The 25955-nt window shown below is 55.3% G+C and carries 25 protein-coding genes; 3 read left to right on the top strand and 22 right to left on the bottom strand.

Annotated features, from left to right (window positions below; all coding sequences use genetic code 11):
• Nucleotides 1-22: 22 nt before the first annotated feature.
• From ACLBVC_RS18940 to ACLBVC_RS18930, 3 genes are all read right to left on the bottom strand, one after another.
• Nucleotides 23-571 carry a GNAT family N-acetyltransferase gene (locus tag ACLBVC_RS18940; RefSeq protein ID WP_410150895.1) on the bottom strand — a complete coding sequence of 183 codons (549 nt, stop codon included), beginning with the start codon at nucleotides 569-571 and terminating at the stop codon, nucleotides 23-25.
• 37 nt (nucleotides 572-608) lie between these two features.
• On the bottom strand, nucleotides 609-1706 hold the full coding sequence (ada, locus tag ACLBVC_RS18935; protein WP_410150894.1) for a bifunctional DNA-binding transcriptional regulator/O6-methylguanine-DNA methyltransferase Ada: 1098 nt from the start codon (nucleotides 1704-1706) through the stop codon (nucleotides 609-611).
• 97 nt (nucleotides 1707-1803) lie between these two features.
• On the bottom strand, nucleotides 1804-2325 hold the full coding sequence (locus ACLBVC_RS18930) for a GNAT family N-acetyltransferase (protein WP_410150893.1): 522 nt from the start codon (nucleotides 2323-2325) through the stop codon (nucleotides 1804-1806).
• Nucleotides 2326-2410: 85 nt separating this feature from the next.
• Here ACLBVC_RS18930 and ACLBVC_RS18925 point away from each other — a divergent pair, with 85 nt between their 5' ends.
• Complete coding sequence (locus tag ACLBVC_RS18925) at nucleotides 2411-2965, top strand: helix-turn-helix domain-containing protein (RefSeq protein WP_410150892.1); 555 nt, start codon at nucleotides 2411-2413, stop codon at nucleotides 2963-2965.
• Between the two features lie 70 nt (nucleotides 2966-3035).
• On the opposite strand, the gene ACLBVC_RS18920 is transcribed toward ACLBVC_RS18925, so the two are convergent.
• Complete coding sequence (locus ACLBVC_RS18920; RefSeq protein ID WP_410150891.1) at nucleotides 3036-3917, bottom strand: PhzF family phenazine biosynthesis protein; 882 nt, start codon at nucleotides 3915-3917, stop codon at nucleotides 3036-3038.
• 152 nt (nucleotides 3918-4069) lie between these two features.
• Between ACLBVC_RS18920 and ACLBVC_RS18915 the strand changes: the two genes are divergently transcribed.
• Nucleotides 4070-5350 carry a lysine N(6)-hydroxylase/L-ornithine N(5)-oxygenase family protein gene (locus ACLBVC_RS18915; protein WP_410150890.1) on the top strand — a complete coding sequence of 427 codons (1281 nt, stop codon included), beginning with the start codon at nucleotides 4070-4072 and terminating at the stop codon, nucleotides 5348-5350.
• Nucleotides 5351-5407: 57 nt separating this feature from the next.
• Here the strand turns inward: ACLBVC_RS18915 and trhA are convergent, their stop codons facing one another.
• Nucleotides 5408-6052, bottom strand: a complete 645-nt coding sequence (gene trhA, locus ACLBVC_RS18910) for a PAQR family membrane homeostasis protein TrhA (RefSeq protein WP_195813897.1) — start codon at nucleotides 6050-6052, stop codon at nucleotides 5408-5410.
• A gap of 348 nt (nucleotides 6053-6400) precedes the next feature.
• Between trhA and ACLBVC_RS18905 the strand changes: the two genes are divergently transcribed.
• On the top strand, nucleotides 6401-7009 hold the full coding sequence (locus tag ACLBVC_RS18905) for an HD domain-containing protein (protein WP_410150889.1): 609 nt from the start codon (nucleotides 6401-6403) through the stop codon (nucleotides 7007-7009).
• A gap of 38 nt (nucleotides 7010-7047) precedes the next feature.
• Here the strand turns inward: ACLBVC_RS18905 and ACLBVC_RS18900 are convergent, their stop codons facing one another.
• The 17 genes from ACLBVC_RS18900 to gcvH form a co-directional block, all read right to left on the bottom strand.
• Nucleotides 7048-8355 carry an ABC transporter substrate-binding protein gene (locus tag ACLBVC_RS18900; protein WP_410150924.1) on the bottom strand — a complete coding sequence of 436 codons (1308 nt, stop codon included), beginning with the start codon at nucleotides 8353-8355 and terminating at the stop codon, nucleotides 7048-7050.
• A 20-nt stretch (nucleotides 8356-8375) separates the two neighbouring features.
• Entirely contained in the window at nucleotides 8376-9476 is a 1101-nt protein-coding gene (locus ACLBVC_RS18895; RefSeq protein ID WP_410150923.1) for an ABC transporter ATP-binding protein, read from the bottom strand.
• Entirely contained in the window at nucleotides 9476-10303 is an 828-nt protein-coding gene (locus ACLBVC_RS18890) for a phosphodiesterase (RefSeq protein WP_410150888.1), read from the bottom strand. The genes ACLBVC_RS18895 and ACLBVC_RS18890 overlap by 1 nt, the downstream gene beginning before the upstream one ends.
• An 11-nt stretch (nucleotides 10304-10314) precedes the next feature.
• A complete protein-coding gene (locus tag ACLBVC_RS18885) occupies nucleotides 10315-11199 on the bottom strand; it encodes a carbohydrate ABC transporter permease (protein ID WP_410150887.1) in 885 nt (294 codons plus the stop codon).
• Entirely contained in the window at nucleotides 11189-12061 is an 873-nt protein-coding gene (locus tag ACLBVC_RS18880) for a carbohydrate ABC transporter permease (RefSeq protein ID WP_410150886.1), read from the bottom strand. The genes ACLBVC_RS18885 and ACLBVC_RS18880 overlap by 11 nt, the downstream gene beginning before the upstream one ends.
• A 153-nt stretch (nucleotides 12062-12214) precedes the next feature.
• A complete protein-coding gene (locus ACLBVC_RS18875; RefSeq protein WP_410150885.1) occupies nucleotides 12215-12529 on the bottom strand; it encodes a hypothetical protein in 315 nt (104 codons plus the stop codon).
• A 523-nt stretch (nucleotides 12530-13052) separates the two neighbouring features.
• Nucleotides 13053-13985 (bottom strand): ribokinase, encoded by a 933-nt coding sequence (rbsK, locus tag ACLBVC_RS18870; RefSeq protein ID WP_410150884.1) that lies wholly within the window; start codon nucleotides 13983-13985, stop codon nucleotides 13053-13055.
• A complete protein-coding gene (gene alsK, locus ACLBVC_RS18865) occupies nucleotides 13982-14914 on the bottom strand; it encodes an allose kinase (protein WP_410150883.1) in 933 nt (310 codons plus the stop codon). Before alsK ends, rbsK begins: the two co-directional genes overlap by 4 nt.
• Before the next feature lie 15 nt (nucleotides 14915-14929).
• A complete protein-coding gene (gene alsE / locus ACLBVC_RS18860; protein WP_259229224.1) occupies nucleotides 14930-15610 on the bottom strand; it encodes a D-allulose 6-phosphate 3-epimerase in 681 nt (226 codons plus the stop codon).
• Between the two features lie 49 nt (nucleotides 15611-15659).
• Nucleotides 15660-16733 carry an ABC transporter permease gene (locus ACLBVC_RS18855; RefSeq protein ID WP_410150882.1) on the bottom strand — a complete coding sequence of 358 codons (1074 nt, stop codon included), beginning with the start codon at nucleotides 16731-16733 and terminating at the stop codon, nucleotides 15660-15662.
• A gap of 11 nt (nucleotides 16734-16744) precedes the next feature.
• Nucleotides 16745-17734 (bottom strand): ABC transporter permease, encoded by a 990-nt coding sequence (locus tag ACLBVC_RS18850; RefSeq protein WP_195823725.1) that lies wholly within the window; start codon nucleotides 17732-17734, stop codon nucleotides 16745-16747.
• The gene (locus ACLBVC_RS18845) at nucleotides 17727-19259 is read right to left on the bottom strand and encodes a sugar ABC transporter ATP-binding protein (RefSeq protein WP_410150881.1); all 1533 of its coding nucleotides are present in this window, start codon (nucleotides 19257-19259) and stop codon (nucleotides 17727-17729) included. Before ACLBVC_RS18845 ends, ACLBVC_RS18850 begins: the two co-directional genes overlap by 8 nt.
• Nucleotides 19260-19261: 2 nt before the next feature.
• Nucleotides 19262-20248 carry a substrate-binding domain-containing protein gene (locus ACLBVC_RS18840; protein WP_410150880.1) on the bottom strand — a complete coding sequence of 329 codons (987 nt, stop codon included), beginning with the start codon at nucleotides 20246-20248 and terminating at the stop codon, nucleotides 19262-19264.
• 18 nt (nucleotides 20249-20266) lie between these two features.
• The gene (locus tag ACLBVC_RS18835; RefSeq protein WP_410150879.1) at nucleotides 20267-21124 is read right to left on the bottom strand and encodes a DeoR/GlpR family DNA-binding transcription regulator; all 858 of its coding nucleotides are present in this window, start codon (nucleotides 21122-21124) and stop codon (nucleotides 20267-20269) included.
• A 330-nt stretch (nucleotides 21125-21454) separates the two neighbouring features.
• Nucleotides 21455-22198 (bottom strand): SDR family oxidoreductase, encoded by a 744-nt coding sequence (locus ACLBVC_RS18830; protein ID WP_410150922.1) that lies wholly within the window; start codon nucleotides 22196-22198, stop codon nucleotides 21455-21457.
• 377 nt (nucleotides 22199-22575) lie between these two features.
• Complete coding sequence (gene gcvP / locus ACLBVC_RS18825; protein ID WP_410150878.1) at nucleotides 22576-25449, bottom strand: aminomethyl-transferring glycine dehydrogenase; 2874 nt, start codon at nucleotides 25447-25449, stop codon at nucleotides 22576-22578.
• Between the two features lie 109 nt (nucleotides 25450-25558).
• Nucleotides 25559-25945, bottom strand: a complete 387-nt coding sequence (gene gcvH, locus ACLBVC_RS18820; RefSeq protein ID WP_410150877.1) for a glycine cleavage system protein GcvH — start codon at nucleotides 25943-25945, stop codon at nucleotides 25559-25561.
• Nucleotides 25946-25955: the final 10 nt, after the last annotated feature.

Below are 25955 nucleotides of genomic sequence, written 5' to 3'. Positions count from 1 at the left end.
CTGGTTGATTTAAACAGCGAATTTACACGACAGACAGCAACGTAATATCTGGCCACGCATAAATGATATTTCGCGAACGCCAGAGCGGCCCGGAGTCGGTATACCGCCCCGCTTCGTGGCCACCCAGCGCACTGTAAAACCGGATTGCCGGTTCGTTGCCTTCCACTACGCCAAGTCCGACGCTGCGATAGCCCGCGACAATAAGATGCTGAGCCGCTTTACTGATTAACCGTTTACCGATGCCCTGACGCTTAAAATCGCCTGAAACATACAGGAATTTGATTTCGGCCATCTCGCCAAAATCAGGGTTAGATGATGCCGAAGTCAGGCAAAAACCGGCCAGGTTTCCGTTGACCTCGGCCAGAAAAATACCCTGCCCGGCTGCGGGATGATCAAATTTATCCTGCCAGAAAGCTTTACGGCGTGGCACATCCAGCGCAGCGAAGGCTTCCGCTGGGGCGAGCTCGCGGTAGGTTTGGCGCCAGATAGCGACGTGCAATCCGGCAAGTTCATCAATATCTTCTGGCGCAGCTTCGCGCAAAGAAAAAGCAGGCACGGCGTCCCTCGTCATCAAAAAATCCGTTGGCAGAAAAGTCAGCTGAGTATAGTCAGACTTTTTCTTCACGCGCTAACAATGAACGCTTTCTTTCCACTCCCCAACGGTAGCCGGAAATATTCCCGTCTGTTTTCACAACGCGATGGCAGGGAATGGCAACGGCCAGCAGATTCGCCGCACAGGCACCGGCCACGGCGCGAACGGATTTTGGCGAGCCAATTTTACGGGCGATATCGGCGTAGCTGGCGGTGGTTCCGGCGGGAATAGCGCATAATGCCTGCCAGACGCGCTGCTGAAAAGCCGTACCGCGAATATCCAGCGGCAAATCCAGCCCAATTTGTGGCTGTTCGACAAAACCGACGATCACCGCAATACGCTGCTCGAAATCAGGATCGCCGCCCACCAGTTCAGCCAGCGGGAAACTGTTTTGCAGTTCAACGATCAGTTTTTCGGGATCATCGCCCAGCAAAATGGCGCAAATCCCACGCTGGCTTTCAGCCACTAAAATCTCGCCCAGCGAAGAGTGCCCTATGGCAAACCACACGCGGACATCACGGCCACCGGAGCGGAATGACTGCGGCGTCATGCCAAGTACCGTGCCTGAGGTTTCATAAAACCGGCCATCGGATGAATATCCGGCGGAGTGAACGGCTTCTGTCACTGTTGCCGCATCGGCCAGCGTCTCACGAACGCGGCGCGTGCGCTGCGCCTGCTGATATTCTTTCGGCGTCACGCCGGTTTGGGCTTTAAAAATACGATGAAAATGATAGGCGCTGATGCCGACTTGTGCCGCCAGCTGGTTCAGCGTGAGCATTTCGGCAGACTGTTCAAGCAGGCGGCAGGCCTGCGCAACGCGCTGAGCGTGAAACTGTGCCAGCGAGATAAGCCCCTGCCTGCAACGTTTGCACGCACGGAATCCGGCCTGCTCGGCGTCTTCGGCAGTGTCGTAATATACGATATTTCCCGGGTTGGGCTGGCGTGACCGGCAGGAAGGCGCACAGTAAATGCCGGTCGTTTTAACCGCATAGACAAACTGGCCGTCGGCTTTCACATCACAGCTGACGACCGCCTGCCAGCGTGGATCCAGCGCCTCATTACATTCTGCACTTCCCGTTACCACTTCATGACGAACTTGTGTTTTACCTGACATGGTCTGCCTCACATTTCCCGACTGGATGACTCACAGTTTATGCTGCGGGATCACCTTGCGCCCTCCGGCGCTTGCTTTCTCATTCCACCCGCCGTTATCAGCCTCCAACCGGCGTCGATGGCGTATCGAGGATAAACTGATAAAACGCCAGATCCAGCCAGCGGTCAAATTTCCAGGCGGCCTGTTTAATCGTCCCGATGTGGGTGAAACCGTTCTTCTCATGCAGCGCAATGCTGCCGCCATTCGCAGCATCTATCGCGCCAATCAGCGTATGGACGTCACGCTCGCGGGCCGCTTCGATGAGTGCGTTGAGCAACACTTTCCCCAGCCCTTTTCCGCGATGATCTTTATGAATATAAATAGAATGCTCAGCGGAATATTTATAGGCTGGCCACGCGCGAAACGTGCCGTAGCTCGCAAATCCCAGCAGCGTCCCCTCTTCATCCTCAAGGCCGATTACTGGAAAATTATTCATCAGTTTAGTGGCAAACCATGGGGTCATACTGTCGATATGGCGTGGTTTATAATCATACAGAGCCGTTGAAGTCAGAATTGCATCATTAAAAATATCCAGAATCGCCACCGCATGCTGACGTTCAGTACAGGCAATCAGTTTCATCAGGTGTTCTCCTTCGCTTCCGTTATGGTTCAATTTCCACTATAGTGGATTTAATTCCACAAAAGTAAACAACGGAACGCCTGATATGTCAATCGACCAGTTGATCGCCACACGTCTGCAATCATTACGAAAAACTCAGGGACTGAGCCTCGAACAGTTGGCAAACAGTTCCGGGGTCAGTAAAGCGATGATTTCGAAAATTGAACGGCAGGACAGCAGCCCTAGCGCCAGCATTTTGGGGCGTCTTGCCGCAAGCCTCGGCGTGTCGCTGGCACAGTTGCTTTCAGAGGAAAACCCGCAGCCCGCCCCGCTGCGAGCACGGGCACAGCAGGAAGTCTGGCAGGATCCGGATATTGGTTATCTGCGCCGTCAGGTGACCGCGCATGAAGAGAATGGTGCGCCAGAACTGGTGGAAATTACCCTTCCCGCCGGAGCGCGGGTCAACTATCCCGGCTGGCATCAGCAGGCTTACAAACAACGATTGTGGATGATAGAAGGCACGCTGGAGATTCGTTACGGGGATGAACACTATGCGCTGGACGCCGGTGACGCCCTGACGTTTGGCGTCGATTTACCCATCACATTCAGTAATCCGGGTTCGCAGCCTTGCCGCTATTTGCTCGTCATGGGCGATAAATAGCGTCATTCATAGAAAAAAGGCGTCTGGCGACAGAAGCCGCCGGACGTCAGTTACTGAAAAATAACTGAGATCAGAGATCTAACGTGCCGTCGATCAGCGTACAGGTATCGCCGCCGATCCACGGTTCGCCGTCCACGAAAGTAACTGTCACACGGCCATCGCGCTGAAGTTTTGTGCCCTGACGGACGCGGTAACTTTCGGCCATATGAGTGCCGTCCGGGAATCCCGCCGCTTTCAGCACCCGCGCCAGACAGGCATTCGCGCTGCCCGTGACCGGATCTTCTTTCAGCACGCCGTCTTCGTCGATCAGCGCCCGCACTTCATAATCTGCCGGGCCGTTTTTATCGTGCAAACCGTAAACCGCAATGCCGTTCACGCCGAGGCGCGTTTGCAACTCGCTGATAGCTGCTGCGTCAGCCGTGATATTCAGACAATCCTGGGCACTTTCCATACGCACCACCAGCCAGATAATGCCCATGTCAGCCGCCACCGGCGTGACGTCTGCCTGAATTTTTCCACCGCGCAGCGCGGTCGCCAGCAACACATTGTGTTCAGCCGCAAGTGGTTTCATCACCGCTGGCGGTGCAGAAAACGCCTGCCCGCCTTCGGCCAGCTGATTAACCTGAACCAGCCCGACGCCACATTCTTGTATCAGATGGCCCGGATTTTTAGGCTTCAGCCCGCTCTGCAACAGCGCGTACGCCGTGCCCAGTGTCGGATGTCCGGCAAACGGCAGCTCTTTGTCGGTCGTAAAAATACGCACGCGGTAATCGGCTTCTGGCGATGCAGGTTTAAGCACAAAAGCGGTTTCCGCAAGATTGGTCCAGCGCGCCATGGCGAACATTTCGGCGTCGGTCAGCCCTTCGGCGTCCAGGATTACAGCCAGTGCATTGCCTTTCAGAGGCTGGGCGGTAAACACATCAACTTGTTTAAAACGGCGCAGGCGGGTCATAACTGTTCCTTTTGTTCATCTTTTAGAAACGGGCGAAGTGACTGAGTCTATGAAGTTTTCTTTAAGATTTCGAGAAAAATGTCAGCTTGCGGCGGCTGGCCTATGCTTAAAGCACTTCACTGTCTTTTCTAAAACCCATAAGGAACCTAAAAATGCCCGCGAAGGATTTGATTGGTATTGGCATCGGCCCGTTTAATCTTAGTCTGGCCGCCATGGCGAAGGATACCGCGAAACTTAACACAGCTTTCTTTGATGCCAACCCGGAATTCAGCTGGCATCCCGGCATGTTATTGCCGACAGCCACCATGCAGACCTACGTTTTGCAGGATCTGGTGACGACGGTCGCTCCGCGCAGCGAATTCTCTTTTATCAACTATCTGGTTGAGCAGAAGAAGATTTACCGTTTTCTGGCGACGGAACAGTTGATCATCAGCCGCGATGAATTCTCAGATTATCTGCGCTGGGCGTGTGACCGCATTCCCGGTCTGCATTTTTCCGAACCGATTGAGCGTATTGATTTCGATGATAAAAAGCAGGAATTTGTGGTGCAGGGCGATAAAGGCGAGCACCGCGCACGCAACATTTGCCTCGGCACCGGCCATGCGCCGTGGATCCCCAAACCGGCACGCGCGGCGCTGGGGGAAAACTGTTTCCATGCGGCTGAAATTGAATTACGTGAACCGGATTTCACCGGCAAACGCGTCATTGTAGTCGGCGGGGGCCAGAGCGGCGCAGACATTATTCTCAATGCGCTGGGCGGCCACTGGGGTGAATTCGCGGAGCTGAGCTGGTTGTCGCGACGCCCGAATTTTCAGCCGCTGGATGAGTCGATTTTCACTAATGAATATTTCACGCCCGAGTATGTGAATTACTTTTATACCCTGCCCGAAGACGTGCGCGAGCAGGAGATCAGAACGCAGAAACTGCCTTCCGACGGTATCAGTTATCACACGCTGGAAGATATTTATAAGCAGCTGTATCACCGGTTTGACGTGTTGCATCAGCCGCGAAACGTGCGTTTACTGCCGCACCGCACGCTGGATCATATCGTTCGCAACGCTTCCGGGGACATCAGTTTGCAGGCGAAACACGGGCTGGAGAAATGCGAGGAACATTTCAGCGGCGATATCGTCATTCTCGCCACCGGTTATCGCCCCGGTTTGCCGGATTACCTCGCGCCAATGCTCGACAGAATTCCGTACGATCGCGAACAGCATTTGCCGTTGCTGCCCAACTTCAACCTACGTTGGGACGGCCCGGAGCAGAACCGGATTTACGCGGTGAATGCCGGTATCCACAGCCACGGCAGCGCCGAAGGTCAGCTGACGCTAGCCGCATGGCGCTCGGCCAAGATCCTGAACCATCTGCTGGGCGAACCGCATTATGATTTGCGCCCTGTGCCATCTTTGGTGCAGTGGTGGTCCGGCGAATAGCAGGCACAAAAAAGCGGAGCACATGGCTCCGCTTTCATTTTTGACGCACCGTTTAATCTACACGTAGAAGTAGATCGCCAAAAAGTGGCAGGCACTGCCGCCCAGCACAAAACCGTGCCAGATGGCATGGCCAAAACGGAAGCGTTTTGATGCATAGAAAATAACGCCCAGCGTGTACACCACGCCGCCCACCGCCAGTAAGGTCACACCGCCAAGAGACAATTTGGTCGCCAGCTGATAAATCACAATCAGCGACAGCCAGCCCATGGTCAGGTAGGTGATCAGCGAAAGCACTTCAAAACGGTGTGCAAACGCCAGTTTAAAAATTACGCCAAACAGCGCCAGCCCCCAGATGACCGCCATCAGCCCTTTCGCCAGGGGAGAATTCAGCCCGATCAACAGGAACGGCGTGTAGGTTCCGGCAATCAGCAGATAAATCGCGCAGTGATCGAGTTTTTTCAGCCAGTACTTGGCTTTCTGATGCGGAATGGCGTGATACAACGTGGAGGCCAGATACAGCAAAATCATGCTGCCGCCGTACAAACTATAACTGGTGATCGCCATTGCGCTAGCGTTTACGCTGACCGCCTGCACCAGTAACAAGACCAGGCCGACAATCCCAAACACCAGCCCGACGCCGTGACTCAGGCTGTTGGCAATTTCTTCAGCCCACGGATATCCCTGTGGTGATGACTTACCCATACGATGAGAACCCTCGAGGCAAAATAATAAAATAACGTTAATCCGGCACTGTTTATAAATTACGCCGACAGGCAGATTAACTGAGAATAATTCCAGTGTACACTTGTACGCTTAAATTGAGTATTTCCTGATGTAACAGTCTTTTAGCCGGATCATCATTTCAATACACGAATGACTGGAATCCCTTCAATTCATTCACTTTGTTTATAATTTACCCGTATGACATTCTGAAGACAGCGCCATTTTCCGCACCCAAAAACATGATTTTTTTACATCAACCGATTAAGGTGTAGCGGAAATCTCTGATAATGCTCTTCATAATGCTGTCAATTTGACTAAGGTTTGATCATGTCCGTAGCAACTTCCCCGCTGAATTTTGGCGCAATGACCGAAGTTTTTCAGTTCCTGATGGAAATCGACAAGCTGAAAAGCGTGCAACGCCGCACAAAAGTGCTGGGCACCGAACGTCAGGAAAACTCTGCGGAACACAGCTGGCATTTCGCCGTTGCAGCCCTGTCTCTGGCGCCTTTTGCACCCGAAGGCGTGGATATCAATAAAGTCATCCGCATCGCATTAATCCATGACATCGTCGAAATCGACGCCGGTGACGTCATCGTTTATGACCTCGCTGCCCGCGCTGCCGTCCACGATCAGGAAGTGATCGCCGCCAAACGCCTGTTCGGCCTGCTGCCTGCGCCGCTGAGCACACAATTTCTGGATTTGTGGAACGAGTACGAAGCCGGAGAAACGCCGGAAGCGCGCTTTGCACTGGTGATTGACCGCGTCATGCCGATGGTCATGAACCTGAATAATCAGGGGCAGAGCTGGGTAGAAAATAACATTCGTCTGGAACAGGTTCTGGCGCGTAATGCCTTTATCGCCGAGATCCACCCGGAATTGTGGCTGCATATCCGCGGCCATCTGGATAACGCCCACCAGCAGGGGTGGTTGAAGTAAAAAAAACCTCCCCTTCGCAGGGGAGGGAGCCAAATCAATTACTTCGGCACTGTCAACGCCGTCGAATCAACATACGGTTTCATGAGGGTATCGGCATCTTTCTGCGCCTGAGCGGCGGCGGCTTCCGGGGTGACTTTTTCGTCGTTCACCAGAGCGGCCAGCTGGTTTTCCATTGCCTGACGAACCGCAACGGTTTCGTAAGTGGAATACCACGGGTACGCATATTTCAGCTGTTCCAGCGCAATCGCCGCACGCGGATCTTTCGCCAGATAATCTTTCATTTCCGGTGTGTCATAAGACGCCATACGCGGTGAAAAATAGCCGGTAAAGCGGCTCCAGGCACCGTTCACTTTCGGGCTGACCAGGTATTGCAGGAACTGGTATGCCGCTTTTTTCTGATCGTCGGAAATCCCTTTAAAGCTCACCAGACTTGCGCCACCGATGGTCACGCCGTTGCGGATTTTGGAAGGCATCATCGCCACACCCAGTTCAAAATCTTTGGTGTTTTCACGCATAAAGCCCAGCGCGCCGGTGCTCAGCATCGCCATCCCCAGTTTGCCTGAGAAGAACGCTGCGCTGATTTGTTTGGAGTTCAGCACGCCGGAAGGCATCACTTTGTCGCGATAAACCAGGTTCTGCCAGAAGTGCAGTGCGCCCAGCGTGGACGGTTTGTTGTAATACACTTCGCCCGGATAATCCGCGTTGTAATACTGGCCGCCGTTGGCGCGCACCAGCGCCGATAAGATCCAGGCGCCGTAATCGTCATTAGTCGATGGCAACATGATGCCCCACTGGCCTTTAGCCGAATCGGTCAGCTTTTTCGAATCTTCCAGCAGCTCGTCCCAGTCTTTTGGCGGCGCGGTGATCCCGGCTTTGGCAAACATGTCTTTGTTATAATAGAGAATGGGCGTCGAATTATGGAATGGAATGGCGTAAGTCACGCCGTTCAGCTGGGCGTTCTGGCGCATGGCGGGCCAGAAGTTTTGCGTCAAAAATGGTGTCGCTTTCTGGTCGCCGAATTTGAACAGTTCGTCCATCGGCAGGATTTCATTTTTGATTGCCAGATCCGCCGTAAAGTTGGCCGACATGATCACCAGCGCCGGGGGCTGCCCGGATTTCGCGGCGGCTTCGGCTTTCACTTTGGTGGTGTCGTAGTTGCCGGTGAAAATCCCGCGCACTTCGACATCATTTTGTGACTGGTTGAACTCTTTGATAACGCGGGTCATTTCCATGGTCAGTTTGCCGTCAACCGGCGCGGGGAACATGAAATCGATGTTTTCTTTCGCGGACGCCGTGCCTGCGGCAATGAAGCCGATGGCGAGCGCCAGCGCGTTTATTTTACGCATTGTGGTATTCATGCGTTTGCTCATAAAAAATTCTCCCGGTGCAGGTTTTGCTGGTTTTGGCCTGAAAAAAGATGAAGGTCGTGCAAAGAGAAGTGCAAAGTGATGCGGTCACCGGGTTGTGGAATATCCCCGGTATTTTCCCGCAGCTGATTTTTACGGACATAACGGATCTTGCCGAGAGCGGTGTCGGCGTGGCACAGATACTCCGCGCCGAGCAGTTCGCGATAGGTCAGCGTGGCCTGCAATTTCAGGCTTTCGCCGTCCACCGGCTGGTCGCTGATGTGTTCGGGTCTGATGCCCAGATACACATCCGTGAGGGCCTGCGCGTGGTCAGTTTGCGGTAAAAGCACCGTCTGATTTTCGACGGTCAGCACGCCAGCGGCGCACGGCAGTAAAAACAGGTTCATCGACGGCGTGCCAATAAAACCGGCGACAAACAGGTTGGCCGGGTGCGCGTAAAGCGTTTCCGGCGCGCCGATCTGTTGCAGATGGCCTTTATCGAGTACCGCAATCCGGTCGGCCATGGTCATGGCTTCCATCTGATCGTGCGTGACGTAAACGGTGCTGGTTTTCAGTTGCTGATGCAGTTGCATAATGCCATCGCGCACTTCGGTACGCAGGCGGGCATCGAGATTCGACAGCGGTTCATCCATCAGAAATAACTTCGGATCGCGCACTATCGCCCGCGCCATCGCCACGCGCTGGCGCTGTCCGCCGGACAATTTACCCGGTTTGCGCTTCAGCAGCGGTTCCAGCTGCAATAATCCGGCTACGCGATCGACCCGCGCCTGATGCTGATCTTTCGGCTCATTGCGCATCCGCATGCCGAACGTGATGTTCTGCTCAACGGTCATGTGCGGAAACAGCGCGTAGTTCTGGAAGATCATTGAGAAATTACGTTCACGCGGTGCCTGCGCGGTGATGTCAGCACCGTCGAGTAAAATGCGGCCGTCGCTGACGTCTTCCAGACCCGCCAGCAGGCGCAGCAAGGTACTTTTGCCACATCCCGACGGCCCGACCAGCACCAGAAACTCGCCGTCGGCAATCTCCAGCGAAAGCTGGTTCACCGCCGTACTGCCCTCAAACTGCTTGGTAATATTTTCCAGACGAATACCAGACATCATTGATCATCCACCGGGCAACTGATTTGCGCGTCGTAAAGATACGGACCCGGGTATTGCGACAGCGGATGCAGATAACTGACCAGCCCGGTGTTATCCACCAGACGGTGCATCACGCAGGCCGCCGGTTCGAGGTTATAGAACGGTGCCGGATTGTGGTGATAGTAGGGAACCTGATGCACGGTGCCGGGAATCGTGGTGATGATCGCCTGTTTGTACTGGGTGAAAATCAGGCGGTGCGTATGGCCGCAGAACACGCGAACCAGCGACGGGAAACGGTCAATCAGCGCAAGCAACTGGTCACCATTTTCACAGGAAATCGCGTCCATTTGCGCGGAACCGACTTTGACCGGCGGATGGTGCATAAACACCGCCGTCGGTTTATCACCGCCCTGCTCCAGCTGGCCTTCCAGCCACGCCAGCGTTTCCAGTGTCAGAAAACCTTTTGACTCACCGGCCAGGCTGGAATCCACAAACAGCAAACGCATCGGGAAATCGTCGATGGCGTAACGCATGTTTTGCGGGTCGTTTCCGAGCTGCGGGCACAGCGGATGCAGCGCTTCCAGAAACTGCGCTTTGTCATCGTGATTACCCGGAATGATAAACAGAGGATAACGCAGATTGCCCAGCGTGCGGCGCGCTACCTCGTATTCCTGCGGCAGACCACAGTTAACGATATCACCGGTGATCACCACCGCATCCGGTTGTTCTTCCAGCGCATTCAGCTGGCTGACCACTTCGGCGTTACAGCCGTTCACGTCGATAAAGTCATAAAGTTTGCGGCCGTGGCTGCGAAAGTGCATGTCAGAGATCTGAGCTAAAAACATGGAAGACTCCTTTATTTAATCCCCGAAAAACCGAAGCTTTTCAGGAACTGTTTCTGAAAAATAATGAACGCCAGCATCAGTGGCAGGCACACCATCAGCGTCCCGGCAGTAATTAATCCCCACTGGCCGCCCGATTCTGCCCCCATCGCGAAGGACACCAGCCCGACGGTCAACACCTGTTTATCCGGATCGTTAAGTACCATCAGTGGCCAGAGATATTCGTTCCAGTGATAGGTAATGCTGACGGTCGCGAAAGCGAGAATGGCGGGCCATGACATCGGGATCAGCACGCGGAACACCACCTGCCACCAGCGGCAGCCTTCCATCAGCGCGGCTTCTTCAATTTCACGCGGGATACTGAGAAACGCCTGACGCATCAGGAACACGCCAAACGCCGACGCGAAGTACGGCATCATCACGCCGGTCAATGTGTTGAGCAGCCCGAACTGTTTGAGGATCATCATGTTCGGCACCATCATGATGACCGGCATGATCATCAGCTGGATGAGCAGCAGGTAGAACAGCGTCTGTTTGCCGCGAAACTCGTGATACGCGAAGACGTAACCGGCTGTGGTGATCGTCACCAGCTGAACCAGAAACGTGCCGAACGAGAAGAAAATGGTGTTGGCGTAAAGCCGCAGCCAGTCGGCGCTATCCCACGCATCACGGAAGTTTTGCAGCGTCAGCGGGAAACGGGGCAACAGCGACGCCATGTCCGACCCGAAACTGCTTTCACTGAACGCTGACGACAGCATCCACAGGAACGGTGCCATCCACAAAAACGCGGCACAGAGCAGCAGAACCGGCAATGTCGAACGGCGGGCACCGCGCAGCAGCAGCCCGGAAGGTCGCGGCACGGCGCGCGATTTTTGAGTCACCAATGTTTCAACGCTCATAGTGAGCCCCTCTTTCCAGTACGCGCAGATTCAGCATCGAAAAACCAAACAACAGCACCAGCGTCAGGAAAGTCGCCGCTGACGCTTTGCCTAAATCGTGCGTGTCATTGGCGAGGCTTTGGATGTAATACAGCAGCACGGTGGTGGCGTTATTCGGCCCGCCCTGCGTCATCACGGCGACGTGATCAATTTGGGTAATCGAGTAAATCAGCGCAATCGTGACCACAAAACTGATGGTCGGGCGCAGCAGCGGCAGCGTGATATAGAAGAAAACCTGCGGGCGCGACGCCCCTTCCATCAGCGCCGCTTCACGGGCAGAAGCGGGAATCGACTGCAATCCGGCGAGGAAAAACAGCATGTAATACCCGGCAAATTTCCATACACCGATAACGCTCAGGGCAATCAGCGCACTGTTGCTCATACCGAGATAGTTGTTATTCATCGGCCCGAACATTTTCGCTAAATAGTAATCAAGCAGCCCCATGCCGGGCATAAAAATGAACAGCCATAGGGTGGCGGCGCTGACCAGGGGAATGATCATCGGGAAGAAAAACGCGGTACGCAGCCAGCGGTTAAGCGAGGTGTTTTCCCACAACGCAACGGCCAGCAGCAGCGCCAGCACAATACCGGGGATCACAGTCATCAGGATGTAAGCCAGGTTATTGAGCAGTGCGCGCCAGAAAACGGAGTCCTGAACCAGACGCAGATAGTTTTGCAGACCCACAAACGGCGGCGCGTACGACGACAGACGGCTGTCAAAGAGGCTGTCCATCGCTGACTGGAATAAAGGGTAATAGGTGAACAGAAACAGAAAAATCAGCGTCGGCAGCAGAACAAGATAAGGAAACAACAAACGGCGCATTACAGGATACCGGTCAGCCAAATAAGGTGCCTATCCTGTCGGGAATGTGTGTCAGTTACATGGCGGTTATGTGATGGTTATTTGAATGAAAATCAAGCGAATGTTACTGAACAAATGGGCTGAAAAGACCGGCGTATTGCCGGCCTTAAATCGTTAACCCTGAACTCCTGACCTCGCCAGCGCGTTCCCGGCTTTTTCCGACAACTCAAACAAAGCAGGCAAAACATGCGCCGTAGCTTTGATGTACGCGCTCACCTGCGCCACACCTTCCGGCGGCAACAGCTCCCCGCTTTCTAGCCCTTCGCTCAGACACAGCAAACCGTGGCAAAGGCCTTCGGCAGATTCAGAGGCGACAGCGCCAAGATCATAAAGCTGGGGTTCGGTGAAGTTGCTGAGATCCATATCAGAAATCAAAGTGCGAAAAGCGGTAATGGAGTTTTCAGGGTGCTGGGTTTCGGTTGTTGTCATGATGATCATTCCTTTACTAGATTTAAGTTTCATCACGCCTTCAGGTTCCAAACTAAAGGAGTGACTCAGACAGGTTTGGAACTCCGGATCTAGCGACCGGCCAATCATAAAGATTGCCCTGCCTAAGCCACGAATTGAAGTGTGCACGTAGCCGCTGAAAAAAAACAAGTTTTTTCAGTTCCAGATATTCGGAGTTCCAAGTCCGGCTACGGATTTTGCCGCAGCGAGGTGACTATATTCCGATGATTTTGCCAATGAAATAGACTGTATGGATTTACAGGAAGTTACTTTGATATTTGGAAGGCGTCTCGCAAGAATGGGGGCCGCTCCCTCCCCCGCGAAGGGGAGGGTTGGGGTGGGGTATTAATGGCGAATTCGAAAGTTGAGGTTTGTGCGAGCTGATCAGGCAGTGTATTCACTTGCTAAACCCCCTCCCGGCCTCCCCCTTCGCAGGGGGAGGAGAAAGAAGCTCTGTATTCCGCTCAGCAGGGGAAGGAGAAAAAACAGCATTTTCAGTGAAATATCAAACCACACCAACACCCATCCTTTCCCGCGCCTCTTCATAGGTTGGCATTGATGCCGCAGCCCCTGCTCTTTCCACACAAACTGATGCGTAGGCGGAGGCAAATTGTGCGGCTTCGGAGAGCGTGGAACCGGCGGCGAGTTGCGAGGCCAGTGCGCCGTTGAAGGCATCGCCTGCGCCGGTGGTATCGACCGGCGTGGCCGGGCAGGCGGCGATGATCTGCGTTTCGCCGTTCACGGAAAGCAGTGCGCCCTGCGTGCCGAGCGTGACGATCAGTGCCTGAATCCCTTTGGCGTGCAGCGCGTGGGCGGCGCGTTTAGCGGAAGGAATATCGTGAACCTCAATGCCGGTCAGCAATGTGCACTCGGTAGCGTTGGGCGTGAGCAAATCGACCTGCGCCAGCAGGTGGTCGGAAACCGGCTGGAACGGCGCGGGGTTGAGAATAATGTACGTCCCGTTTTCCCTGGCGATGTTGATCAGCTTTTCAATAGCCGGAAGATTATTTTCCAGCTGCGTCAGCAGAATATCGGCGGCGGCTACCGCCGGGCGGCATTGTTCGACTTCTTCCTCGGTGACCGTCAGGTTCGCGCCCGGATCGACCGCTATCATGTTTTCCGCGTCCGCACCGGCGACGTAAATCAGCGCATTACCGGTCGGGCATTCGGTGGTGGAAAACAGCGTGACGGCGTCGAAACCGGCGTTGTCGAGATGGCGGCGGGCGAACATACCGAAGTCATCGCGCCCGACTTTCCCGATGTAATGCACCCGCGCACCGGCGCGCAATGCTGCGACCGCCTGATTCGCACCTTTACCGCCCGCGCCCATCATGCTGTTGCGCGCAATCAGGGATTCTCCCGGTTTGGGGAAACGCGCCATGCCAGCGACGATGTCGAGGTTGAAAGAACCAAATACGCATACCTTGCCTTTTTTCATGCCTCTCTCCTGAAAGAAAACGGTCGTGACTGCGACTGAAAAACGCGTTGTGCGGCCAAACAGGCGCCGCGGCAGCCGGTCTCATCGGTGACGGCGCTGAAGTGGATCTTCAGTCCGTTCGCCGGATACGGGCTGCGCAGATGGCTGCGCAACTGCTGTTCGAGCTGCGCCAGCGGGAAATTATCCATCGCCAGCACGCCGCCGCCGAGCACCAGATATTCCGGATCCAGAATGTTCATTTCGCTGGCGACCGTGCGTGCCAGACGCGCCACAAATTCGGTTAAATCCACATGTTCTGCGTGACGCACAAACAGTTCGGCGAAAGGCGTTTGCGGCGCGTGCTGCCGCGCCCAGCCGGTCAGCCAGTTGCCGGACGTCAGCGTTTCGACGCACCCGGTTTTACCGCAAGGACAGAGCAGCGGATTGCCTGCCAGCGGAATGTGCCCGAGTTCTCCCGCGCCGCCGTGCGCGCCGTGATAAAAATCACCGTTGATCCACAAACTGTTGCCCAAACCGGTGCCCAGATACAGGCCGACGGCGACGTCCGGCAGCGCGTCGTGCTGAAGTAAATCCCACCACATCAGATGGTTAACGTCTTTATCCATCGTCACCGGCAGATGCAGCCGCTGCGCAAGCTGATCCGCTACCGGCTGATTATCCAGCGCGGAAATAAACGGCAGCGATAACACGGTTTGCCGGTCGCGGGACAAGATCCCCGGCAAACCGAGCATCGCCTGTGTCACCTGATGATGCGGATCCTGCACATCCAGATACCCGCGGATCAGTGCTTCCAGCCCGCTCAGCGGATCACGTTGTCCAGCCCAACTTTGCGTCGGGGTCTTGTGGTAGCCGCGAAAATTTTGCTGGCTGTCCATCAGCATTAAACGGGTATTGGTGCCCCCGACGTCCACTCCAAGAAAATGCGGCATACGGTTCTCCTGCCCTCAGGCTGCGTGACGCGCCTGACGCATCTGATCGAGCATTTTGTCCCAGGCAATATCCAGATCGCTGTCGAGTGTGAACAGGCCAGAACTGCCGACGATCAACACTTCCGCGCCCGCAGACATCAGGTCCTGATATGTCCGCAGGTTGCAGGATCCGTCGATTTCGATCAGATAGCGGTAGCCTTTTTGCTGTTTAAGATCGCGCAACTGGGCAATTTTCCCCAGCATTTCCGGGATGAACGGCTGCCCGGCATAGCCCGGATCGACGGTCATGACGGTAATTTTATCCAGCAGATGAATGTAGTGCTGGATGTATTCCACCGGCGTCGCGGGGTTGAGTACCACACCGACTTTTTTACCCAGAGAACGGATCTGGTTGATGATGCGGAAAGCGTCGCGGTTGATGGTTTCGGCGTGCGGGCAAATAAAATCGGCGCCGGCTCTGGCTATCGGTTCGATAAAGTCGGACGGATTTTCCACCATCATATGCACGTCCAGAACCAGCGGCGTATGCGGGCGGATCTGTTCGATGAAGAACGGCGACAGCGTGATGTTTTTGACGTAATGCCCGTCCATGATGTCGATGTGCAGCATGTCGGCGCGGCGGTTCAGCACCTCCAGTTGCTGTTTGATGTCTATCAGGCTCATGCACATCAGCGATGGAGAAATTTTGTATTCCATGATGTTTTCCTAAGGTCAGAGGCTATGAAAATAAGCTTTAAAATAAGGGTTAAGGTTGTGCAGCCCGCGCTTTGGCGGCGCTCATGCGTCCTGCGCGTTTTTGCAGGAAACGGGCACGGAAGAATTTCAGCGCCAGCACCACAATCAGTACCGCGCCCCACATCGCCAGACTGAAATGCGGGCTGACGTTCAACAGGTTCAGGCCGGTGGAAATCACCTGGAGGACAATCAGCGAGAGCACCACGCCCGCCACTTTGCCGAATCCGCCGTTCGGGTCGGTGCCGCCTAAAATGATCGCCAGCACGGTCAGTAGCAGGTAAGAATCGCCGTAGCCCATGCGCGCCGAGTTGAAGCGCGCCATCATCACCAGCCCGGCAATCACGCATAACATGCTGGAAATCACGTAAATTGCGATGAGGACACGGTGCGTGTTAACGCCGCTGAAATGGGTGGCGTTGATGTTGCTGCCGCTCATGTAGATGTATTTGCCAAGGCGCGTGCGTTCGAGAAACACCGCAATGAATACCGCCGTCAGCAGGAAGATAATCAGCGGAACCGGCACGCCGAGCAGCGTTTCTGCGCCGATAAAGCGCACGATGTCGGGCATACCGCTAATGGCCGCACCGCGTGAAAGATAGATGCCGACGCCGTTGACCATCGTCATGGTAGCGAGCGTGACCAGAATCGGATGCGCCCCGACGTAGGCCACCAGCGCACCGGTCAGCATGCCGATGACCAGCGCCAGAATCATTGCGCCGACCAGCGCCACCGTCAGCCAGACCGCCTGCATCGCCATGCTGGCATCGGGCGGCAGCCACGTCAGAAACACCCACGCCATCAGCAGGCTGGTCAGGTTAGCGGTGGCGATAATGCACAGGTTCAGGCCGCCGCTGAGGATCGGGATAAACATCGCCAGCGTCAGCAAGCCGAGTTCCGGCAACTGAAACGCGACACTCATAAAGGTGGCGTCACTGAAGAATCGCCCCGGCATAGCCAGGCTGAAACCGATAATGACCACCAGCAGCAACAGCGATAATCCCAGTGTGGTGTTGTCTATTTTCAGGGAAGCAATTTTCAGCCGTGGCCGGGCTTTAAGATTCACATTTCTGCTTTTCGCGAACATAGCGGTTTTCCTCAGGCGAAGCCGACTTCGGTTTCTTTGCGTTTCTTGTAATGGGTGACGGTGATGGCCGCGACAATCACCACGCCGATGACGATATTCATGAAGTAGCTGGAGACGCCAACCAGGTTGAGGCCGTTTTTCAGCACGCCAATCAGGAACACGCCCATCAGTGTGCCGACCACGCTGCCTTTGCCGCCGTTAAGGCTGGCGCCGCCGAGCACCGCGGCGGCCAGAACATCCAGCTCGCCGCCGACCAGCGCATTCGGCACCACTTCGCCGACGCGGTAAACCTGAACCAGCCCGCCAATCGCCGCCATCGCGCCAAGATAGCCATAGGCAAACAGGTGCAGCAGGCCGACGCGGATGCCAATGCGGCGCGCGGACTCCTGATCACCGCCGACCGCAAACAACTGACGGCCCAGATGCGTTTTGTTGAGTAAAATCCAGCTCAGCGCTGCCACCGCCAGCATCACGACAACCGGCAGGCCAATTTGGTAATGCTGCTCGCCAACGCTGAACGGCAGGACGCGGATCGGCGTAGTCAGCCAGTCCGGCAAGTCGTAGAGGCTGGTGCCGTTGGTCAGCCACATCAGCATGCCGAACAGCAGCGACTGCATGCTGATGGTGACGATGATCGAGACGATGCGCAGGCAGTAGATCAGAATGGCGTTGATCATTCCGAGGACGGTGCCGATCGCGATCGCCAGTAAAATGCTGCCGGTCGGGCTGCTCAGGCCGTAATGAATGGCCAGCGTGGCAATGAGGTACTGCACGACGGAAGCGACCGCCGCGAAGGAAATATCAATGCCGCCGGTGACCAGCACCACAAATAAGCCGAGGGCAAAAATGCCACTCACAGCGTAGCTTTCGGTCAGATCGAGCAGATTCTGAAGCGTCAGAAACTGGTTAGTGAGCAGGGAAAACGTGACGATAACCACCAGCAAAACCCAGGCTAAATAACCTTCGTTGCTGGACGGGCGTAACCGGCTGAGCTTAAGCATTGACCGCCTCCGCAAGCTGTTGCTGAGTAATCGCGGCCGGAAGATATTCGCCCTTCACCGTGCCTTCGGAGAAATGCAGCACGCGGTCGCAGTTGAAATACACTTCCGGCACTTCGTCGGAAATCAGCAGGATCGAAATGCCTTCTTCCGCCAGCTGATGCACCAGCTGATAAATACTGGCTTTCGCGCCGACATCCACGCCGACGGTCGGTGAATCGAGGATCAGGATTTTCGGCTGCGTCAGCACCCATTTCGCGAGCACGATTTTTTGCTGATTGCCGCCGGACAGCGTGGAAATCGCCTGATCCGGATTGGCGACTTTGACGCCGAGTTTTTCGATCCACTGCTGGATGATCTTGTTTTTGCGGTATTCGTCGATCAGATGAAAACGGCTGCGCAGCTGATCCATGATCGCCAGCACGGTGTTGTCGCCGACCGATTGCTGCTGGATCAGTCCCAGCGTCAGCCTGTCTTCCGAGACATAACCGATACCGGATTTGATCGCGTCTTCGTGGCTGCGAAAACGCACCGGTTTGCTGTCGAGGTAAATCTTGCCGCTGTCCGGTTTGGTCATACCAAACAGGCTGAGCGCCAGTTCGGTGCGCCCGGAACCGAGCAGGCCGCACAGGCCAAGCACTTCACCGGCGTGCAGTTTAAAACTGACGTCGTGGTACTGGCCTTCGCGGGTGAGTTTGTCGGCTTCCAGCATGATGCGTTCGTCATTCATGTTGGCGGCTTTCAGGCGGTAATCGAGTCTGAGGCCGGTCATCAGCTCGGTCAGGCGTTCGCTGCTGACCTCAGATGCCGGGAAGGTGCCGACTTTTTTGCCGTCACGAATGACCGTGACGCTGTCGGAAATCTCCAGCACTTCATCGAGACGATGGCTGACGAACACCACGCTGATGCCTTTGTTTTTCAGGTAATGCACGGTGCGCAGCAGCTGATTCACTTCGGTGCGGGTCAGTGAGGCGGTTGGTTCATCCATAATGACTAACCGCGCATCGGCGACCAGCGCGCGGCAAATTGCCACCTGCTGGCGCTGGGCAATCGGCAGCGCTGACACTTTGCTGTCGAGATCTAAGGTGTAATTGAGTTCAGTCAGGATGCGCTGCGCAGTGTCGCGCAGGCGTGACGGGCGATACCAACCCATCAACCCTTGCAGGTTGTGGTCAAACGCAATGTTTTCAAACACGCTCAGGTTCGGAAACAGCGACAGATCCTGATAGATCACCTGAACGCCAAACTGCCGCGCCTGATCCGGGCTGAGTTTGCTGAACGTCTGCAGCCCCTGCCTGGCAGAACCCAGCGTGATCCGGCAACCGTTATCCGGCTGATAAACCCCCGAGATCACTTTGATCAACGTACTTTTACCACAGCCGTTGGTGCCCGCCAGGCAGTGAACTTCCCCCGGCATCAACCGCAGGGAAATGTCGTTAAGCGCGCGCTGTCCGCCAAAGGTCACCGACAGATTCTTTACATCAATCAGCGGCGTGTTGTCTGTTTGAATGATCTCGGAGATTGCCATAATTACAGCCCCATTTTGACCAGTTTCGGCAAGTTCGCTTTATCCAGACTTTCGGTTTCGTTGCCCAGAATGGTGCGCGTGGCTTCATCGACTTTCACTTTACCCATGCCTTCGATGGTCATGCCGTCAGTGATTTTTTCGCCTTTTTCCAGCTTATCGGCGATGCGCACGAAGACTTCACCGGCCACCATTGGGTTCCAGATAAAGCCGCCTTTGATGGCACCGGCTTTCACCAGGCTTGCGCCCTGACCTGGACTGAATGGCCCGAAGACGCAAACATCATCGGTTTTGCCGCGGTTAAGCACCGCGCGGCCTGCGCCGATCGGGCCTTGTGAACCGATCGCCAGAATACCTTTCAGATTGGCGTCTTTAGACATCAGGTCGTTGGTGGTACGGATACTGTCATCAAGTGATTCGCCGACACCAAATTTGTCGCCGACCAGATGCATGTTCGGATAATGTTCTTTCTGATAATTAATGGCCGCGTCGGCCCATTTCTGATGCAGAGGCACGGTCAGGCTGCCGACGTACACCGCGTAATCGCCTTTTTCTTTCATACATTGTGCGAGGGCGACCATGTGGGTAATGCCGTGTTGCGTGGCGTCGACCATTTCGAAATCCCAGTCGGCGTATTTCTGATCCGGCGATTCATGCACGATGACTTTGATCCCGGCGTCGTGTGCGCGTTTCAGCACCGGCTCCAGCACGCGGGCATCGTTGGGCACCACGCCGATCACATCTACTTTCTGGGCGATCAGATCTTCAATCGCACGCACCTGCAACGCCGGATCGGCGCTGGTCGGGCCGACCTGCCATGCGTCGATCCCGCGTTTCGCCGCTTCGCTTTTGATCCCGGCTTCCATCGCGTTGAACCAGGCGTTACCGCCGACTTTCACCACCACGCCCATGCGAATTTTGTCAGCGGCGTGTGCTGACAGGGACAACATGGCTGTAGCGAACAGGCAGGCAAGAACGGATTTCTTGATCATGTTTACTCTCCTGGGAGGTCAGTTATTTACCGCAGCAAACGGGCCGTTGCGGTTGTTTTTAGTTTTTTTCTGTAGGGGTGACGGAGAAACTTCAATCACGTTAACGTTGCTCCAGGCCAGTTCCTGGCGGAATTCCTCATCCTCCAGATGGTCTGTTATCAGTGTGTCGATTTCCCGGTAGTGGCAGATCCGCGCAAAAGAGCGGCGGCCGAATTTGCTGGCGTCAGCCAGCAAAATTTTGTGCTCGGAGGAAAGCAGCATTTGCTGTTTCAGCCGCGCGTGATGCTCGTTGCTTTCACGGATCCCACCTTCGTGGCTGATGCCGTGACAGGAGAAAAACAGTTTGTTGATGACGAACTCTTTCAGCATTTGCTCGGCCAGCACGCCGACGAAATCTTCGTATTTCGCCGAATATTCACCGCCTAAACCGATGGTGCGCACATTGGCTTTCACCGACAGCGTCTGGATGATCTGCACTGAGTTTGTCAGTACCACCAGCTGAATATCGGGCAACTGGCGCGCCAGATACCAGCTGGTCGAACTGCTGTCGAGCAGCAGACAATCCCCCGGATTAATCAGCTGCAATGCGCGTTTGGCGATGCGCGTTTTGCTGTCCGGCGACTGATTGCTGCGGTCACGAAACGATTCGCCCTGTTCAATCTGCGATGGCACATAGGTTTTTTCGCCCGCCGAATGTTCCGTAAAGACCGCGCCGCCGTGGCTGCGTAACAGCACACCACGCTTTTCCAGCAGCGCCAGATCCCGCCGCGCCGTTTCCAGCGAGATACGGCATAACTGCGCCACTTCCTGCACCAGAATGCGTCCGCGCTGGGTGAGAATTTCGGTAATAAAACGATGTCGCTCTACTGGCAGCATGTGGTGATTCCTCTTTCCCGATGTCAAACAGGATACGCAGCCCGGTGATTGTGGAATGCGCAGTGCCTCAAACGCGGCTGTGCAGATTTTTTGCCACCGCCGTCATGTGATAGTTGTCACGAAAAGCTGAGAAAAGATGAAATGTTAAAGTTTGGATCTGTGGCGGGAGCGGCATTAAATCGTCATTTGCGTTGCAACAAGACAGCAACAGTTTTGCAAACGGTCACAATTCCTCGTGGTTTCTAATGACCAGTTATGACCGTTTATGTGGAGTTGACCGTTTGGACATAAAAAAAGCGCCCTCAGGCGCTTGTGCATTCGAAGAAAATTTTATCTGCCGCCCGCCAGATCGAGAAAACTGCCGGTGACGTAAGAGGAGGAATTGGAGAGCAGCCAGTAAATCGCCTGCGCGACTTCCTCCGGCTGGCCACCGCGCTGCATCGGCAGATTGGCCTTTACGCGATCGACCCGCCCCGGCTCACCGCCGCTGGCGTGCATTTCGGTGTAAATCAGACCGGGCCGTACGCAGTTAACGCGAATACCGTAGGCCGCCACTTCCAGCGCCAGACCGATGGTCAGGGTATCCACTGCCCCTTTTGACGCGGCGTAATCGACATATTCACCCGGCGCACCCAGACGGGCAGCCGCCGAGGAGACATTCACAATCGTCCCGCCCTTTCCGCCGTGCCGGTGCGACATGATTTTCACCGCCTCGCGGCAGCACAGGAAATACCCCGTCACGTTGGTGGACAGCACTTTGTTAATCCGCTCCGCCGAGAGGTTTTCAATTGTCGTCTGCTGGAACAGAATTCCGGCATTATTAACCAGCGCGGTGATGATCCCGAGTTCTTCGCCCAGGCGTTTAAACATCGCGACCACCTGAGTTTCGTCGGCAATATCAGCCTGAAGCGCGACGGCTTTGCCACCGGCCTGTTGAATTTCATTGACGACGGATTGTGCGGCAGTTTCGTTATTCAGATAGTTGATGCCGACGGCGTAACCTTGCTGCGCGAGAAGGATCGCGGTTGCACGGCCGATACCGCGGCTACCGCCGGTGACGAGGGCTACGCTGATCATTAGGGAAACTCCTTTTGGGAAAGTGAGAAAAGTGTAGGGGAGATAAATTCAAATTCAAGGGTCGTGGGCCCACACCGACCCGATTTTGAATTTAGATAAGCCATTGGCCGCTTTCAAAAATCGCGCCGGAGGAGTGGTGGAAAAACGAGCGTGTTTTTGCGAGGTTTGTAACCCGAACGGAGGGTACCGCGCAGCGGCGGGATTTTGCGGCAACAGCTGGAGTGGCTGAAATATGCTTAGCAAGCGGTAGCGCTTGTTTGAAAAAGCGGGGAGAGCTCCAAGAGAGGGAAAGCACTTCCCTCTCTTGGTCGGTTTAGGCGCGATAAGTTAAGTAATCACCGCACATGAAAAACCGAAATTTACGCTATCAGAGATTACTCGTAATCACTCATCGGCACACATGAACAGAACAAGTTCCTGTCTCCGTAAACGTCATCCAGACGCTTCACGGTCGGCCAGTATTTATTCTCATCACCTGCCGGGAACACCGCCACTTCGCGGGTGTACGGATGGTTCCACTCGTTCACCAGCTCATTTTGTACATGCGGTGCGTTCACCAGCGGGTTATCGGCCAGCGGCCATTCGCCTTTCGCGACACGGTCGATTTCACTGCGGATTGCCAGCAGCGCATCGATAAAGCGATCCAGCTCCACTTTGCTTTCGGATTCGGTCGGTTCAACCATCAGCGTACCCGCAACCGGGAACGACATGGTTGGCGCGTGGAAACCGTAGTCGATCAGACGTTTGGCAATATCCATTTCGCTGATCCCAACGGTCTCTTTCAGCGGACGGATATCCAGAATACATTCGTGCGCCACGCGACCATCGCGGCCAGTGTAAAGCACCGGATACGCGTCTTTCAGACGGGTAGCGATGTAGTTCGCATTCAGGATCGCGACCTGGCTGGCTTGTTTCAGGCCTTCCGCGCCCATCATGCGGATGTACATCCAGCTGATTGGCAGGATCGACGCGCTGCCGAACGGTGCCGCAGAAACTGCGCCGTTTTGCGTCAGCACGCCGTCAATCTGCACGACGCTGTGGCCCGGAACAAACGGTGCCAGATGCGCTTTCACACCGATCGGGCCCATACCCGGACCGCCACCGCCGTGCGGGATGCAGAAGGTTTTATGCAGGTTAAGGTGCGAAACGTCCGCGCCGATGTAACCCGGCGTGGTGATGCCTACCTGTGCATTCATGTTTGCGCCATCAAGATAAACCTGACCGCCGTACTGATGCACAATCTGGCAAACTTCGCGGATGGTTTCTTCGTAAACGCCGTGCGTTGACGGGTAAGTGACCATGATGCAGGACAGCGCATCGCCCGCCTGCGCCGCCTTCTCACGCAGATCGCTCAGATCAATGTTGCCCTGTTTGTCACAGGCCACTACCACCACCGTCATGCTCGCCATCTGGGCGGAAGCCGGGTTAGTGCCGTGCGCTGAACTTGGGATCAGGCAGATGTGGCGGCTGCTTTCGTTACGGCTTTCATGGTAACGACGGATAGCCAGCAGACCCGCATATTCGCCCTGCGCACCGGAGTTCGGCTGCATGCACACCGCGTCGTAACCGGTCAGCTGTACCAGCCATTGTGACAACTGACCAATCATTTGCTGATAACCGGCGGCCTGTTCTGTCGGGCAGAACGGGTGCAGTTCAGCAAATTCAGGCCAGGTGATTGGGATCATTTCAGCAGCAGCATTCAGTTTCATGGTGCAGGAGCCCAGCGGGATCATCGCCTGATTCAGGGCCAGATCCTTTTTCTCCAGACGGTGCATGTAACGCATCATCTCGGTTTCGCTGTGGTACTGATTGAAGACCGGATGCGTCAGGATCGGATCCACACGCAGCATCGCGGCAGGAATCGAGTTGCTGTCAGTCGATGCGGCTTTATCCAGTTTGTCGATGTCCAGACCGTTGTCGTCACCCAGCAGGGCGGCAAACAGGATCTGCACGTCTTCACGGGATGTCGCCTCGTCGAGCGTTACGCCTACGGCACCGTGAATGTCGGTGCGCAGGTTCAGACCAAAGCTCAGCGCGCGTTCCAGCACGGCAGCTTTGTCTCTGACTTCAACGGTCAGCGTGTCGAACCAGGTGTTGTGGCGCAGGGTCAGGCCGCCCTGTTTCAGGCCAGAAGCCAGAATGTCGGTCAGACGGTGAATGCGTGACGCAATGCGTTTCAGGCCTTCAGGGCCGTGGAATACCGCATACAGGCTGGCAATATTCGCCAGTAAAACCTGCGAGGTACAGATGTTGGAGTTGGCTTTTTCGCGGCGGATATGTTGCTCGCGGGTCTGCATCGCCATACGCAGTGCGGTTTTCCCGGCTGCATCGCGGGAAACACCAATAATACGGCCCGGCATCGAGCGTTTGAACTCGTCGCGGCAGGCAAAGAACGCGGCGTGCGGGCCGCCGTAACCCATCGGCACACCAAAGCGTTGCGCGGAACCGAAGACCACGTCAGCGCCCTGTTTGCCCGGCGCGGCCAGCAGAACCAGCGCCATAATATCAGCGGCGACGCTGGTCACAATTTTGCGGGATTTCAGTTCGCCCAGCAGCGATGTGTAATCGTGAACTTCACCGGTGGTGCCGACCTGTTGTAAAAGCACGCCGAACACGCCTTCCAGATCGAGCACTTTTTCTGCTTTATCAACGATAACGTCAAAGCCGAAAGTTTCCGCACGGGTGCGCACAACGTCCAGCGTTTGCGGATGAACGTCATCCGCCACGAAGAAACGGTTAGCATCTTTCAGTTTGCTGGCGCGTTTCGCCAGCGCCATAGCTTCGGCGGCAGCGGTTGCTTCATCGAGCAACGACGCAGAAGCCAGATCCAGGCCGGTCAGATCCAGCGTCAGTTGCTGGAAGTTAAGCAGTGCTTCGAGTCGGCCCTGAGACACTTCCGGCTGATATGGCGTGTACGCGGTGTACCAGCCCGGATTTTCCAGCATGTTTCGCAGGATAACCGGCGGCGTCAGTACCGCGCTGTAACCCATACCAATGTAGGATTTATAACACTGGTTCTGGCTGGCAATGGCTTTCAGCTCAGCCAGCGCCTGATGTTCTGTCACGGCATCGCCGACGGCCGGAGGCCCCGGCAGCTGAATATCGACCGGAACGATCTGCTGGATCAGCGCGTTTAACGAGTCTGCACCGACCGTTTCCAGCATCTGTTGCTGCTGCTGAGAAGACGGACCAATGTGACGGCCGATAAAGGCTTCGTTGTTTTCGAGTTGGCTGAGAGTCTGAGTCATTTGCTACGCATTCCTGAAATCTGCTGGAGGTGTCTTGGGATACTGACAAAAGCTACGGGTCTTGAATTCGCCCCACAAACAGGTTGCAGGGCGGGTATTGCAGTCTTAATTACTCTTCGATTGAAGCTGAATAGGCTTCGGCGTCCAGCAGGTTAGCCAGTTCGGCTTCGTCTGAGGCTTTAATCTGGAACAGGAAACCTTCGCCATACGGCTCGCTGTTCACCAGCTCAGGAGAACCTTCCAGATCGCCGTTGACGGCAACGATTTCGCCGCTGATTGGGGAGTAAATATCGGACGCCGCTTTAACGGATTCCGCGACCGCGCAATCTTCGCCTGCGGCAACTTCACGGCCGACTTCTGGCAGGTCTACAAAGACCATATCGCCCAGTAATTCCTGCGCGTGTTCGGTTATCCCTACGGTGTAAACGCCATTACCTTCTGAACGTACCCACTCGTGGGAAGACGCGTATTTCAAATCTGCCGGGACATTGCTCATCTTAATCTCC

This window comes from Rahnella selenatireducens (assembly GCF_046449555.1).
GTDB classification, from domain to species: Bacteria; Pseudomonadota; Gammaproteobacteria; order Enterobacterales; family Enterobacteriaceae; genus Rahnella; species Rahnella selenatireducens.
The sequence above is the reverse complement of the archived record's forward strand: the minus strand, read 5'-3'. Positions and strand labels throughout refer to the sequence as shown.